This window comes from Corynebacterium striatum (genome assembly GCF_016728105.1).
GTDB classification, from domain to species: Bacteria; Actinomycetota; Actinomycetes; order Mycobacteriales; family Mycobacteriaceae; genus Corynebacterium; species Corynebacterium striatum.
Genome location: NZ_CP068158.1, coordinates 2,026,602 through 2,040,455 on the forward strand (window position 1 = coordinate 2,026,602; position 13,854 = coordinate 2,040,455).

General features: G+C 60.4%; 10 protein-coding genes. 7 read left to right on the forward strand and 3 right to left on the reverse strand.

The features are described 5' to 3' along the window. Window positions 1-31: 31 nt before the first annotated feature. Window positions 32-1,381, reverse strand: coding sequence for an MFS transporter (locus I6I72_RS09480; protein ID WP_201806781.1), 1,350 nt, complete (start codon window positions 1,379-1,381; stop codon window positions 32-34). Between the two features lie 207 nt (window positions 1,382-1,588). Between I6I72_RS09480 and I6I72_RS09485 the strand changes: the two genes are divergently transcribed. Together I6I72_RS09485 and I6I72_RS09490 are read left to right on the forward strand one after the other, a co-directional pair. Beyond that, window positions 1,589-2,293 (forward strand): response regulator transcription factor, encoded by a 705-nt coding sequence (locus I6I72_RS09485; RefSeq protein WP_005531315.1) that lies wholly within the window; start codon window positions 1,589-1,591, stop codon window positions 2,291-2,293. A 157-nt stretch (window positions 2,294-2,450) separates the two neighbouring features. After that, window positions 2,451-3,809 carry a sensor histidine kinase gene (locus tag I6I72_RS09490; RefSeq protein WP_129720810.1) on the forward strand — a complete coding sequence of 453 codons (1,359 nt, stop codon included), beginning with the start codon at window positions 2,451-2,453 and terminating at the stop codon, window positions 3,807-3,809. On the opposite strand, the gene I6I72_RS09495 is transcribed toward I6I72_RS09490, so the two are convergent. Next, window positions 3,806-4,228, reverse strand: a complete 423-nt coding sequence (locus tag I6I72_RS09495; protein ID WP_005531319.1) for an HIT family protein — start codon at window positions 4,226-4,228, stop codon at window positions 3,806-3,808. The two genes, I6I72_RS09490 and I6I72_RS09495, sit on opposite strands and share 4 nt — an antisense overlap. Before the next feature lie 34 nt (window positions 4,229-4,262). Here I6I72_RS09495 and purD point away from each other — a divergent pair, with 34 nt between their 5' ends. From purD to I6I72_RS09520, 5 genes are all read left to right on the forward strand, one after another. Continuing rightward, a complete protein-coding gene (purD, locus tag I6I72_RS09500; protein ID WP_049062731.1) occupies window positions 4,263-5,561 on the forward strand; it encodes a phosphoribosylamine--glycine ligase in 1,299 nt (432 codons plus the stop codon). Window positions 5,562-5,633: 72 nt separating this feature from the next. After that, window positions 5,634-7,073 carry an adenylosuccinate lyase gene (gene purB / locus I6I72_RS09505; protein WP_005531323.1) on the forward strand — a complete coding sequence of 480 codons (1,440 nt, stop codon included), beginning with the start codon at window positions 5,634-5,636 and terminating at the stop codon, window positions 7,071-7,073. A gap of 21 nt (window positions 7,074-7,094) precedes the next feature. After that, a complete protein-coding gene (locus I6I72_RS09510) occupies window positions 7,095-7,964 on the forward strand; it encodes a phosphoribosylaminoimidazolesuccinocarboxamide synthase (RefSeq protein WP_049062729.1) in 870 nt (289 codons plus the stop codon). Window positions 7,965-8,002: 38 nt separating this feature from the next. Then, window positions 8,003-10,126, forward strand: coding sequence for a S9 family peptidase (locus I6I72_RS09515; RefSeq protein ID WP_201806784.1), 2,124 nt, complete (start codon window positions 8,003-8,005; stop codon window positions 10,124-10,126). A 48-nt stretch (window positions 10,127-10,174) separates the two neighbouring features. Continuing rightward, window positions 10,175-10,861 carry a DUF2334 domain-containing protein gene (locus I6I72_RS09520; RefSeq protein ID WP_049062727.1) on the forward strand — a complete coding sequence of 229 codons (687 nt, stop codon included), beginning with the start codon at window positions 10,175-10,177 and terminating at the stop codon, window positions 10,859-10,861. 198 nt (window positions 10,862-11,059) lie between these two features. Here the strand turns inward: I6I72_RS09520 and I6I72_RS09525 are convergent, their stop codons facing one another. Next, complete coding sequence (locus tag I6I72_RS09525) at window positions 11,060-13,753, reverse strand: ExeM/NucH family extracellular endonuclease (protein ID WP_049147029.1); 2,694 nt, start codon at window positions 13,751-13,753, stop codon at window positions 11,060-11,062. Between the last annotated feature and the right edge of the window lie 101 nt (window positions 13,754-13,854).

Below are 13,854 nucleotides of genomic sequence, written 5' to 3' on the forward strand. Positions count from 1 at the left end.
AGCGGCTCGCTACGGACGGCCAAGCGGCTCGCTAGCTTTTGTGCGGATCGCGCACCGGAATGAGGATGAGCGCGCCGACGAGCAGGACCAGGCCGATGGCCAGCACGCCGCCGCGGTCGCCTTGGCCGAGCCACGACACAAACAGGCCGAAGAGCAGGGGAGTCAGCCAGCTCACCGCGCGGCCGGTCGTGGCATAAAGTCCGAACATCTCGCCCTCGCGGCCCGCAGGGGCAACGCGGGCGAGGAAGCCACGGGCCGAAGCCTGCGCCGGGCCCACGCATAGGCACAGGACGAGCCCGCAAATCCAGAAGGCCGTGGCGCCCGAAGCAAAATACATCACAATGGCCATCGCCGTGAGCGTGATGAGACAGGTGACGATGATGGCCTTGGGGCCCACATGGTCGTCGATAAGCCCGCCTATCACCGCACCCAGTGCAGCGGCGACGTTGGCGGCAACGCCGAAGATGAGGAGGTCGCCAGGCAAAAGCCCATAGACGGATACGCCGAGCACGGCACCAAAACTAAACACCGCGGACAATCCGTCGCGGAATATGGCGGAGGCGAAAAGAAAGTAGACCGCATTGCGGTCCACCTGCCACAGATCCCGCAGCGTGCGGAAGAGCTCCTTGTAGGAATCCACCACGCCGCCGGCCGCACCGCCCGAAGGCGTAATTTCCGGAACACGAAACAGCACTGGCAGGGCGCTCACACCAAACCAGATGGCCGCCAGCAGCGCCACCATGCGCATGTTGAAGCCGCCCTCCGTGGAAAGCTCCAGCGCGCCGCCATCCCCGGACACGAACCCGAAGTAGCAGATGAGCAGCAGCACGATGCCGCCAAAATAGCCCGCGGACCAGCCCAGACCGGAGACCCTGCCCACCTTGTCCTCCTCAGCCACCTGATTGAGCTGCGCGAAGTAGTTGACCTCAGCGAACTGGATGGTCACTGAGCCCACCGCGAGGCCCAGCAGACCCAGCCAGAAGTACACGGGCGCATCGTTGCGGATGAATGCGAGTGCCGCCATGGCAAGGAACGTCATAAGCGACCAAAAGCCCAGCGCGCGGCGGCGCCTGCCCAGCCGGTCGGAGCGCTGCCCCATGACCGGGGTGACCGCAAAGATAACAAGGCCCGCCACCGTCATGGACCATGACAGCCACTGTGCGGGAGTGAACTGGGAATCGATCTGCTTGCCCACCGAGTCGGTCAAGTAGACGGAGAAGATGAAGGTCACCAGCACCGCGTTGAACGCAGCCGAACCCCAGTCCCACATTGCCCAAGCTGCCACGGTCGCCTTGTCTGTGCGCATGTTTGTGCGCTTGCGCGTGGGCGTATCAAAACCCGTACTAGGAGAGGCGAGCGAGTTGGCCGGGGAGTCAGTCATAAGTCGAAATACTAAGGCCTAGAAAAGGATTCTGCTTGACTTAGGGAAAATAGCTAGCCTGGAGGTTCACAGGTTGCGTCCAGAATCTCTTCAGTGCCCTTGGATGACGAGGTGCCATTATCTAAAAGAAGCTCAAGAGAGAAACATTTAATCCGCAATCTCCCAACATCTGCCAAACGCAGCCACTTAAGGAAGTTACAAGAAACAATGGACGATAGTAAAGAAGTAAAAGTCCTCGTCGTTGACGATGAGCCAAATATCGTGGAGTTACTCACCGTATCCCTGAAGTTCCAGGGATTCGAAGTATTTAGTGCTAACTCTGGCACCGAAGCGCTGCGCGTGGCCCGCGAAGTCAACCCCGACGCCTACATCATGGACGTCATGATGCCCGGCATGGATGGCTTCGAGCTCCTAGGCAAGCTGCGCCAGGAAGGCCTCGACGGCCCGGTCCTTTACCTGACCGCCAAGGACAGCGTGGATCAGCGCATCCACGGCCTGACCATCGGCGCCGATGACTATGTGACCAAGCCATTTAGCCTAGAAGAGGTCATCACCCGCCTGCGCGTCATCCTGCGCCGCGGCGCCAACGTGGACGACGTTAACAATGACGCCACCATCTCCTATGCGGATCTGACCCTCAACGATGACACCCACGAGGTCACCAAGGGCGGCGAGATCGTCGAGCTTTCGCCCACAGAGTTCAACCTTTTGCGCTACCTGATGCAGAACAAGGAAGTCGTGCTTTCCAAGTCCAAGATTCTGGACAACGTGTGGCACTACGACTTCGGTGGTGACGGCAACGTCGTCGAATCTTATATTTCCTACCTGCGCCGCAAGATCGATACCGGGGATACCCAGCTCATCCACACCGTCCGCGGTGTCGGCTATGTGCTGCGTATGCCGCGCTCCTAAGCGTCCTCAAAGTCCGAGAAACTAAAACCTAATGAGCACTTCTGATTCCGCGGCACCAAAGGTACCGCTTGATTCGCCTGAACCGGTGGTAACTACGGGCGCTGCGGTTCCCGTCGGCGAGCCTGCTAAGCGACGCCGCGTGCAGCGACCCAAGGCGATGCCTTTGCGCACTTGGTTGCTCGTGCTCATGGTCTTGGTCTCTGGTCTGGGTCTTGCCGGTTCCTCGTTGGCTGTTTCCTCGATCATGACTGACGTCATGTACGCGAACGTGGACGAGCAGCTCAAAGAGGCCACCAATGGCTGGGTTCGCAACCTGAGCAACGATTCCTACGCGGGCGACTACTCCCGGCGTCCACCGACGGAATACGTTGTTTTGTCCTATCTGCCGGACGGAACCATTCTCTACACCGGCCCCAATGCCAGCATGCCGGACGCCAAGAAGCTCTATATCGATGACGAGCCGGCAACCATCAAATCAGTGGGAGATTCTGAAACCAAGTGGCGTGCCGTGGCCATCAAGCAAAACGGCACGGTCACCATCGTGGCCAAAGACCTGACCCGTGAGACGATCATGCTGCGCGGTCTCGCGATCGTGCAGATCATCATTACAGCGGTGGTCATGGGCATCATCGCTGTAGTCGGTATGTGGTTCATCCGCCGCGCGCTGCGCCCATTGCGAGTGGTGGAGAAAACTGCCTCGCAGATTGCGGCGGGAGACCTCGACAAGCGTGTCCCGGATTGGCCGCTACACACCGAGGTGGGCCAGCTTTCGGCCGCCCTCAACATCATGCTGGGGCAGCTGCAGCGTTCCGTGGTGCAGGCGCAGGAGAAAGAGGAACAGATGCGCCGCTTTGTGGGCGATGCCTCCCACGAGTTGCGCACCCCGCTTACCAGTTTGCGTGGCTACACCGAGTTGTATCGCTCCGGCGCCACGCAGGACGTGGACATGGTCTTTTCCAAGATTGATGATGAGTCCAAGCGCATGTCCCTGCTGGTTGAGGATCTCCTCGCGTTGACCCGCGCGGAGGGTTCGCGCCTAGACATGGGCACCGTGGATATGCTTGAGCTAGTGCTCTCAGCTGGTTCTTCGGCCCGCGCGGCCTTCCCTGGTCGCCAGATCGATGTGGTCAATGAGGCCGCCGATATCCCGCTGGTTAAGGGTGATCCTGACCGTCTGCACCAGGTGCTGCTCAACCTGGTCTCCAACGCGCTTCGCCACGGTGGCGAGGAGGCGAAGGTCAAGCTCACCATCCGCGAGGAAGCGGGGGAGAAAGGCACTGATGTGCTTATCGACGTCGCGGATGATGGCAAGGGCATGGCCCCCGAGGATGCCAGCCACATCTTTGAACGCTTCTACCGCGCGGATACCTCGCGTACCCGCGATACAGGCGGCTCCGGTTTAGGCCTGGCCATTGTGAAGTCCCTTGTGGAACAACACGGAGGCAGGATCTCTGTGGAGTCTGCGCTGGGCGAAGGCTCAACGTTTACGTTGCGCCTGCCCGCGCTGGCTGCCTAGCGGCGGCCTTCCTCGTCAGTGCCGAGGTGCTGACGGATGCGGGCTGCTGCCTCATCCATGGCGGCCGGGTCGGTGGCGTCGGCGGCATAAGCCTTGGCGAAGTCATACTCCTCCATCTTCTCGGTGGGGAAGAGGTGGATGTGGGTGTGTGGCACATCGAAGCCCGCGATGATGTAGCCGGTGCGTGGGGTGTCAAAGGCGGTCTTGATAGCAGCGCCAATTTCCAGTGCCACCGCATTGAGGTGCGCCCACGTAGCTGGGTCAAGGTCAGTCCACTTATCTACTTCCTCGACTGGTACCACGAGGGTGTGGCCGTAGCGCAGCGGTTCGATGGACAAAAAAGCCACGCAGGTTTCATCGCGGTAGACAAAGCGACCTGGCAGTTCGCCATTAATAATCTTGGTAAATACAGAAGACATGGTGACTAGGCTACCGCCAGTTAAGATAGGCGGCATGCGCATTCTCGTAATTGGCTCGGGCGGCCGCGAACACGCCCTGCTTAAAGGTCTCAAGGCAGATCCACTGACCACCGAACTTCACGTTGCCCCTGGCTCGCCTAATTTCGCGGACTTGGCCACCGTGCACCCTGCGTACTCCAAGGTTGATGACCCAGCTCAGATGCTTCAGCTGGCGCAGAAGATTGACGCTGAGCTCGTCGTCGTCGGCCCCGAGGTGCCGCTTGTGGCCGGCGTTGCCGACGAGCTGCGTGCCAACGGCATAGCCGTGTTTGGCCCCAACAAGTCCGCAGCTCAGATCGAGGGGTCCAAGGCTTTTGCCAAGGACATCATGAATGCAGCTGGCGTGAAGACGGCGCGTGCGGAGCAGCTCGTGCCGGGCACTTCCGATGCCGAGATCGAGGCAGCACTCGACCGCTTCGGCCCGCCCTTCGTGGTCAAGGATGACGGACTTGCCGGTGGCAAGGGTGTTGTGGTCACCGATGATCGCGCTGCTGCCAAGGAGCACGTGAACGAGGTTCACGCGGCAGGAAACCCGGTCCTGCTCGAATCTTTCCTCGACGGCCCTGAGGTCTCCCTGTTCTGTCTCGTTGACGGCGAGACTGTAGTCCCGCTGCTGCCGGCACAGGACCACAAGCGTGCCTACGACAATGACGAGGGTCCCAATACCGGCGGCATGGGGGCGTACACCCCGTTGCCGTGGCTGCCTGCCGACGGCGTGCAGCGCATCGTGGATGAAGTGTGCAAGCCGGTTGCCGCAGAAATGGTCAAGCGCGGCAACCCGTACTCGGGCTTGCTTTACGCCGGTCTGGCGTGGGGCAAGGAAGGCATTGCCGTCGTTGAGTTCAATTGCCGCTTCGGCGACCCAGAAACCCAGGCTGTTTTGTCCATGTTGGAGTCCCCGTTGGCGGAGGCGCTGAACGCCACCGCTACTGGCACGCTCGCGGAGCTGGACGAGCTGAAGTGGAAGGACGGCTACGCCGTTACCGTCGTCCTGGCAGCAGAGGGCTACCCGGCCTCCCCACGCAAGGGCGACGTCATCACTGGCCCAGGTCTGGATGACCCGAACAAGGTTCTCCACGCGGGCACCTCGCAAGCCGAAGGCTCGCCAGGTGTTGAAGAGGAAGTCGATGTCATCTCCAACGGCGGCCGCGTGCTCAATGTCTTGGGCCAGGGCGCCACGCTCGCCGAGGCACGAGCTGCCGCCTACGAGGTGCTAGAAGGCCTCAAACTGGAAGGCAGCTTCTACCGTCGCGACATCGGAAAGCGTGCCGAAGACGGCGAGATTTCTATCTAGCTTTTTCTAACGCACCCCCGTATAGCCCAGCTTGCTTCCAAAAGGTTCAGGCTGGGCTTTATACGTGGAATAATGTTTCCCGTGGCTGATAAGAAGAACATTTCCAACGTCCTGTCCTCTCGTTATGCTTCCGCTGAGTTGTCCAACATTTGGAGCCCGGAGCACAAGATCATCTTGGAGCGCCAGCTGTGGATCGCTGTCATGCGCGCGCAGAAGGATCTGGGAGTAGACATCCCCGCCGAAGCTATCTCGGCATACGAGTCCGTGATTGACCAGGTTGACCTCGAGTCCATTGCCGCTCGCGAGCGCGTCACGCGCCACGACGTCAAGGCCCGTATCGAGGAGTTCAACGCGCTAGCTGGCTACGAGCACATCCACAAGGGCATGACCAGCCGCGACCTCACGGAGAACGTCGAGCAGCTGCAGATTCACTCCTCCCTGCGCCTCATCCGTGATAAAGCCATTGCTGTGCTTGCGCGCATCGGCAAGCACGCCGCCGATTACCAGACACTGGTGATGGCAGGTCGTTCGCACAACGTTGCCGCCCAGGCCACCACCTTGGGCAAGCGCTTTGCTTCCGCAGCTGATGAAATGCTGCTGGGCATCGAGCGCGTGGAGTCCCTGCTCGCGCGATACCCGCTGCGCGGCATCAAGGGCCCGATGGGCACCTCCCAGGACATGCTCGACCTCATGGGCGGTTCCGAGGACAAGCTTGCTTCCCTGGAGACCGCAATTGCGGATCACCTGGGCTTCCACCGCATCTTCAACTCCGTGGGCCAGGTCTACCCACGCTCCCTCGACTTTGACGCAGTTTCGGCTCTGGTGGAGCTCGGCGCTGGTCCGTCCTCGCTGGCTACCACCATCCGCCTCATGGCCGGCAACGAGACCGTGACCGAGGGCTTCAAGGAAGGACAGGTTGGTTCTTCTGCAATGCCGCACAAGATGAATGCTCGTTCTTGTGAGCGTGTGTGCGGTTTCCAGGTCATCCTGCGCGGCTACCTGACCATGGTGGCCGATCTGTCTGGCCAGCAGTGGAACGAGGGCGACGTGTTCTGCTCCGTGGTTCGCCGCGTGGCACTTCCGGATGCATTCTTCGCTCTCGACGGCCAGTTTGAGACTTTCCTGACCGTCCTGGACGAGTTCGGTGCTTTCCCTGCCATGATTAACCGCGAGCTGGAGCGCTACCTGCCGTTCCTGGCCACCACCCGCATCCTCATGGCCGCCGTGCGCGCTGGTGTGGGCCGCGAGACCGCACACGAGGTCATCAAGGAAAATGCCGTGGCAGTTGCACTCAATATGCGTGAAAACGGTGGCGAGCAGGACCTCGTCGAGCGCCTTGCAGCCGATGAACGTCTGCCGATGAACGCAGCGGATCTTGAGGCCGCATTGGCTGACAAGCACGCTTTCATTGGAGCTGCTGAGTCCCAGGTTAATCAGGTTCTCACCCGCATCAACAACCTGGTCAGCGAGCACCCGAAGGCCGCCGCTTATACCCCAGGCGAGATTCTCTAAAAGCGAATTAGGATAAGACTCATGCGCCCAGAACTTTCTTCTTATAAGCACCTTGCTTCTGGCAAGGTCCGTGACATCTACGACGTCGACGAGAACACCCTGCTGATGGTCGTCTCCGACCGCATCTCGGCCTACGACCACTCCCTGGACCCGGCTATCCCGGACAAGGGTCGTGTGCTGACCGCGACCTCGAAGTTCTTCTTCGACGTCATTGACTTCCCGAATCACCTCGCTGGCCCGCTCGATGACGAGCGCATCCCGGAGGAGGTGCTGGGCCGCGCCATGGTGATCAAGAAGCTGGATATGCTGCCTTTCGAGTGCGTCGCGCGCGGCTACCTCACCGGCTCGGGACTTAAGGAATATAAGGAAAGCGGCACTGTCTGCGGCATCGAGCTGCCGGAGGGCCTCACCGAGGCCTCCCGCCTGCCGGAGCCGATCTTTACTCCGGCCACTAAGGCGGAGCAGGGCGAGCATGATGAGAACGTGTCTTTTGACGCGGTCGTCGCCAAGCTGGGCAAAGAACGTGCGGAAGAGCTGCGCGCTGCCACCCTGCGCATCTACTCCGAGGCCGCCCGCATCGCGGGGGAAAAGGGCATCATCCTGGCTGATACCAAGTTCGAGTTCGGTCTCGATGAAAATGGCACCCTGATTCTTGCCGATGAGGTCCTAACCCCGGATTCCTCCCGCTACTGGCCAGCCGATACTTATGAGGAGGGCAAGGTTCAGCCTTCCTTTGACAAGCAGTACGTCCGCAACTGGCTGACCTCGCCGGAATCCGGCTGGGACCAGGCCTCTGATACCAAGCCGCCGCGCCTGCCTGACGACGTCGTCGAGGCCACCCGTGCTCGCTACGTTGAGGCTTATGAGCGTCTTTCGGGAAACTCCTTCTAAGGTTACTTCTAGCCGCAGATTGCGTAAAGTGGGGCGGCATGACTGAATTGACCCCGCCGATTGCCGCAAAACACCCCATCACCCGCGAGTTCCATGGCCGCAGCTTCGTGGATGATTACGAATGGATGCGGGATAAAGAATCTGCAGAAACGCTCGATTATCTGCGCGCGGAGAATGCTTATACTGAGCAGGAGACTGCGCACCTTAAAGAGCTGACTGAGAACATCTTCCAGGAAGTAAAGTCGCGCGTGAAGGAAACGGATATGTCCGTGCCTTCGCGCAGGGGCCAGTACTGGTATTACGGCCGCTCTGTCGAGAGCAAGAACTATGGCATTAGCTGCCGCGTTCCGGTGGCCGAAGGTGCTGACCCGTGGACCGCTCCCGTTATTCCAGAAGAAGGCGCGCCTGAGGGCGAGGAAATCCTCCTAGATGCCAACGAGCTAGCAGAAGGCACCGAATTCTTCGCGATGGGTGCCTCCACCGTCTCTGACTCCGGCAACCTGCTGGCTTATTCCGTAGATACCGCTGGCGACGAGCGTTTTGCTCTGGTCATCAAGGACTTGCGTACCGGCGAGCTGCTCTCCGACCGCCTCGACGGCATCTTCTACGGTGCGACCTGGGTGGGTGATGACTACATCTTTTACACCACGGTCGATGATGCGTGGCGCCCAGATACCGTCTGGCGCCACAAGGTGGGAACCGAGCAGTCCGAAGACGTGCAGGTCATGCATGAAGCTGACGAGCGTTTCAACATCGGCGTCGGCAGTATGCGCAGCGAGAAGTACCTGTTCATCGTCATTTGCTCGAAGCTGACCTCAGAGACCTGGGTGCTGGATCGCACGGACCCGGAAGGCGAATTCCAGGTTCTGTGGCAGCGCGAAGCAGGTGTTGACTACGACGTCGACTATGCCGAGATCGATGGCCAGGCCTATTGGTTTGTCACCCACAATGCCTCAGGCCCGAACTTCACCCTGGCCACCACGCCGCTGGCCGTAGGGGAGGACCTCGCACCGCTCCGCGATCTCGATGTGCTGATTCCGCATCGCGAGGATGCGCGCCTGGAAGGCGTGGATACCTATCGCGACCAGGTCGTCGTAGGCTACCGCCGCGGCGGCATCGGGCGTGCCGCAATCATGGATGTACGCCATGGTTGGTCCGAATTTAAGGAATTAAACTTCAACGAAGAGCTCTACACCGTGAGCGTTGGCGGCAACCCAGAATGGGATGCGCCGGTACTGCGCGTGAGCTACACCTCCTTCATCCAGCCTTCGCAGCTTTTCGATTACCGCGTTGAGACTGGCGAGTACACCTTGCTCAAGGAACAAGAAGTCCCGGGCGGTTACAACAAGGATGACTACGTTGCCTACCGAATGTGGACGCAGGCTTCCGACGGCACGCAGATTCCGGTCTCCATCGTGCACCGCGCTGATCTTGACCGCACTAAAGCTAACCCGACGCTTCTCTACGGATACGGCTCTTATGAGACCAGCATGGACCCGTACTTCTCCGTCTTCCGTCTGTCCTTGATGGATCGCGGCATGATCTTCGCGATGGCGCACGTCCGCGGCGGCGGTGAGATGGGGCGAACCTGGTACGACGACGGCAAGCTTCTACAGAAAAAGAACACCTTCACCGACTTCATCGCGGTGGCCGATGACCTCATCGCGCGCGGCGTAACCACCGCAGATCAGATGGTGGCTGAAGGCGGCTCCGCCGGCGGCCTGCTGATGGGCGCGGTGGCAAACATGGCCCCGGACCGCTTCACGGCCATCCAGGCTTCTGTACCATTCGTGGATCCGCTGACTTCCGTCCTGAAGCCGGAGCTACCGCTGACGGTTATCGAGTGGGAAGAGTGGGGCGACCCGTACCACGACCCAGAGGTCTATGACTACATGAAGTCCTATGCGCCTTACGAGAACGTCACTGCGCAGAATTACCCGGACATTTTGGCGATTACCTCGCTCAACGACACGCGCGTGCTCTACGTGGAACCAGCGAAATGGATTGCCAAGCTGCGTGATACCGCAAAGGGCGGGCAGTTCCTCCTCAAGACGGAGATGGTTGCTGGCCACGGTGGCGTTTCAGGGCGTTATAACAAGTGGCGCCAGAATGCCTTCGAGTACGCGTGGGCCATTAACAAGGCCACGGGGTTGAAAGCCTAGAAGCTCTTCGCCGCGCGGACTCGCGGTGGCTGTGCGATAATTGCACTTATGCATGGCCACCTTCTAGTTTCGATTTCCAGCATCTTTTCTGACACGCGGAAACAAGCTAGTAACCTCATCAAAGAGCTCGACCGGGAAGAAATCCCGGTCTCTTTGCTGGTTGCACCACATATCGACGGCAATTGGCACCTGGCCAAGGATGACAAGACCTTAGGCTTTCTCAAAGAGCAGGAATCCGCGGGTAGGTTGCTCATCCTGAATGGCTTCGACCAAGCGGTGCAAGGCCGCCGCGCCGAGTTCGCTAACCTTGACTCGCACGAGGCCAATCTCCGTCTGAAGGGCGCCACGCGGCAGATGGCCAAGCTGGGCTTCGAGCCGAGCATCTTCGCACCTCCACGCTGGCGTATGTCGCCTGGCACCTTGGAGGTCCTGCCGAACTTTGCTTTCGATGTCGCGGCCTCCACGCGTGGCATCCACGAGTTGCGCTCGGGCAAGTTCCACCAGACCCGCAACCTCTCCTTCGGCGAGGGCTTCGGCGCGGCGAAGTGGTGGCGCCGCAACATTATTCGCGCAGCTGAGCGCTCCGCGCTGCGTGGCAACACCGTGCGTCTTTCCATCTCTGGCCGCAACCTGAATGACAGGAAAGTGGTATCGGACTTCATCAAGGCGATTGACCGCGCCGCGAGCGCCGGCGCGCAGCCCGCGGACTATGGAGTCTTTTTGGCGAAGCGTTAAAAGCCTCCCGCGGAATTGCACGTCAAGCGTGCACCGAACGCACGCCGAACGCGCAAAAGCGTGCACCGAACGCGCTAAAGCGCACAATTTGCCAATTAGACTGCCGAATCCGCGCTAATTCAGGGCACTATTTGGCAAATTGTGCGTAAGGGGGAAACGCTCCGGGGAAGACGCCCCGGAGGAAACGCTCCCGGGAGCCTAGAGCTTGAGGAAATCCCGGACCTGCGGTGGCAGGGCGTCGATGAGCTGGGGTGTCAGGAACTTCAGCGAACCGCCGAGCAACATTGCGATGCCGGGGACGGCAACCGCAAGGATCAATGCGATGATGCTGCCGGTGCTCGAACCAGAGCTAGAGCCGTTACTGGAGCTGGAGCCTTTGTTGGTGCCGGGCTTGCTGTCTGGGTCGGTGTCTGGTTCTTCGTCTGGGGTAGCGGCCGCCTCGCCCAGGCTGAATCCGACCTTGACCGGGTCGTGGTCGGAGGCGCGGAACGGGGAATCGTCGTAGAAGTCCACGATGTTGTAATTGCGGCGAGAGTACTCAAAGGCCACCGGCTCGTCGGCATTGATGTTCCACACCTGGGCGTCGGTTACCTTGCCGGATACAACCTCGTTTGCCAGGACGTGGTCGAGGGAACCCAACAGGCCAGAGAACTGGTAGGAGGCATCCGCGTGGTAGTCCTCAGCGGGAACGGTGTAGCCGCTGTCGCGGAAGACATCAATGGCATCGCCGTGGGTATAGGTGTTGAGGTCACCCATCACGAAGGTGGCCTTGTCCTGCCAATCTGGCTGCTTAGCCAGGTGCTCAAGAACGGCTTCGGCCTGTGCCTTGCGCACGTTGGGGTTGTTGCCCTGGCCGTCGCCGGTGTCGGCGTCACCCTTAACAACGGAACCCTTGGACTTGAAATGATTGGCCACGGCCACGAAGGTCTCGTCATCCGCGGCGTCGACTGGCGCGAACTCCTGCGCTAGCGGCTCACGGGCGGTTCCAGTGAAGCGGTCGTCGACGAAGATGCGGGATTCACCAACCGGCTTGACGCGATCCCTTTTATAGATGAACGCGGTGCGGATGACGTCCACGGTGTCCGGCAGCTTCTCCGGGGAGGTCACGTAGGCCCACTTCTCGGAACCAGCGGCCGCGTTGAGCTCGTCTGTCAGGTGCGCCAAGGCTTGGTCGCGCTTGGACTTGTCGCCGGTGACGCCGTAGCCGTCTTCGATTTCAGAAAGGGCGATGACGTCGGCATCAAGACCGTTTACGGCCGCGACAATCTTGCGCTGCTGGTTCTCGAAGGCCTCCGCGGTATAAGCACCGCGGGTCGTGCCGCGCTTGACGGTGACCGGGTTGCCGTTCATGTCATCGTAGGAGCTGCCGCCGTACTCCTCGCCAAGGGAGGTGAAGTAGTTCAATACGTTGAAGGCACCAATGGTGTATTCGCCTTCGACGTCGAGTGCGTGCAGTTCCTTTTCGCGGGAGTCTTCCCAGGTAATCGGCAAATCGCTGCCTGCCGTATTGCCCGTTACCGGTGCGGTGGGCTGGTAGCGCCACTGTTCATGGGAGTAACCCACGATGACCGGGTGCTGGAAAGTTACCTGGTCAGTGGTGCGCAGGGACTTGATGGTCTGTGCGTTGTCCTGCGCGATATATGGCAGCGGGGTGGATTGGTCAGACTCGAGGTAGTTTTTCGTGCGGCCATCGTCCAGAGTGACCAGCTTGGCGGCGTTGGAAGCGGCGAGTTTCTGTAGGTCGGAGTCTGGGTCTGTCGACGGGTCATAAAGGTCCGACGGCTGGCGGAGTGCCTCAGTGCCCGGCGCCAGGCCTACCTCGCCATACTGGTTGAGCGCGTAGTTGTTGGTCACGGTGTGGGTGCCAGGCAGCACCAGCATGTGCTCGTAGGCCTCACGGGCGACGTCGCCTTCCGGCAGGGCCTCCAGTTCGAGCGCGGTGACCTCCGGCAGGGGAGCATCGAGCTTCTCGACGGCATCTGCGGTTAGCTGGGTGGCGTCAAAGAACTCCGAGACCTTGCCAGAAACCTGCACGGAATCCCCGAGCTGCGGATAAGCAGAGGCTTCCTTGTTACCCATGTAAATAAACAGCGCCGGGGAAGCAGCAGGAGCCTCGTTTCCGGTGCCGCCGGTCTGGATAGTGAAGCCGTTGATGCCGCCCTCGGACCACACGCCAGTGACGACGCCCTTGGTCGTGACGTTCTGGTCTTTAACCGGAGACTGAGCGCCGGTTCCCTGGATTTCTTCGATGCTTAGCTCGCGGCCGGGGTCTGCAGGCTGCGTTGGTTCCTCTGGCTCAGCGGGCGTGGTTGGTTCGTTTCCGGAAGGCGTAGGAGTTGGCGTGCCGACATGGAAATCGGCAGCGTTGTCGTCGGTATCGGTGCCCGCCTCATCGCGAGAGACTGACTCTGCATTGGAGGTGCTTGGGGCAGGGGTGCCTTCTGCCAGCTGGGCGGAACCGTAACCGGCGAGGTCAACCTCGTTGCCGGAGGCGTCGTAAAGCTTGACCGATCCCTTCGAACCGGACAGGTTCAGGGAGGACTCCGCGTCTGGGGTAGGCAGTGGCGTGGAGCCGCCGTTGCCCTGGCCAGCCTGAATCAGGTAGTGCTTGCCAGCCGGAATCGCGCCGCTGAGAGCAGCCTTGCCGCCCGAGTTGCCACCGGCGGAAAAGTACTCGACGGACCAACCATCCAGCGAGACCGCGGCTTCGGTGGGGTTGAAGAGCTCGATGAAGTCGTGGGTAAAGGTCGCACCAGAGTTTCCGCCGCCGCCGTAAACCTCAGAAAGGACCACGGCATCACCTGCGGGGGCTGCATGGGCGGGGACGGTGAGAGTGGAGAAAGTGGAGATGAGCGCGGTCAAAGAAAGCGCGTGGAGAGAACGAGAGCGCATGAGAAACCTTGCAATAGGAGATATATGACCATTTGTTTCTAAGGCACCGCGTCGGGCTTGCCAAGCGTTCATCCCCCAGATGTCTTGGGGGTTTACCTGCA

Excerpts from the sequence above, each read along its gene's own strand:
- I6I72_RS09490 (WP_129720810.1), top strand. The coding sequence starts at position 2,451 with ATGCCTTTGCGCACTTGGTTGCTCGTGCTCATGGTCTTGGTCTCTGGT.
- I6I72_RS09480 (WP_201806781.1), bottom strand. The coding sequence starts at position 1,381 with ATGACTGACTCCCCGGCCAACTCGCTCGCCTCTCCTAGTACGGGTTTT.
- I6I72_RS09525 (WP_049147029.1), bottom strand. The coding sequence starts at position 13,753 with ATGCGCTCTCGTTCTCTCCACGCGCTTTCTTTGACCGCGCTCATCTCC.
- I6I72_RS09495 (WP_005531319.1), bottom strand. The coding sequence starts at position 4,228 with ATGTCTTCTGTATTTACCAAGATTATTAATGGCGAACTGCCAGGTCGC.
- I6I72_RS09515 (WP_201806784.1), top strand. The coding sequence starts at position 8,003 with ATGACTGAATTGACCCCGCCGATTGCCGCAAAACACCCCATCACCCGC.
- purD (WP_049062731.1), top strand. The coding sequence starts at position 4,263 with ATGCGCATTCTCGTAATTGGCTCGGGCGGCCGCGAACACGCCCTGCTT.
- I6I72_RS09520 (WP_049062727.1), top strand. The coding sequence starts at position 10,175 with ATGCATGGCCACCTTCTAGTTTCGATTTCCAGCATCTTTTCTGACACG.
- I6I72_RS09485 (WP_005531315.1), top strand. The coding sequence starts at position 1,589 with ATGGACGATAGTAAAGAAGTAAAAGTCCTCGTCGTTGACGATGAGCCA.
- I6I72_RS09510 (WP_049062729.1), top strand. The coding sequence starts at position 7,095 with ATGCGCCCAGAACTTTCTTCTTATAAGCACCTTGCTTCTGGCAAGGTC.
- purB (WP_005531323.1), top strand. The coding sequence starts at position 5,634 with ATGTTTCCCGTGGCTGATAAGAAGAACATTTCCAACGTCCTGTCCTCT.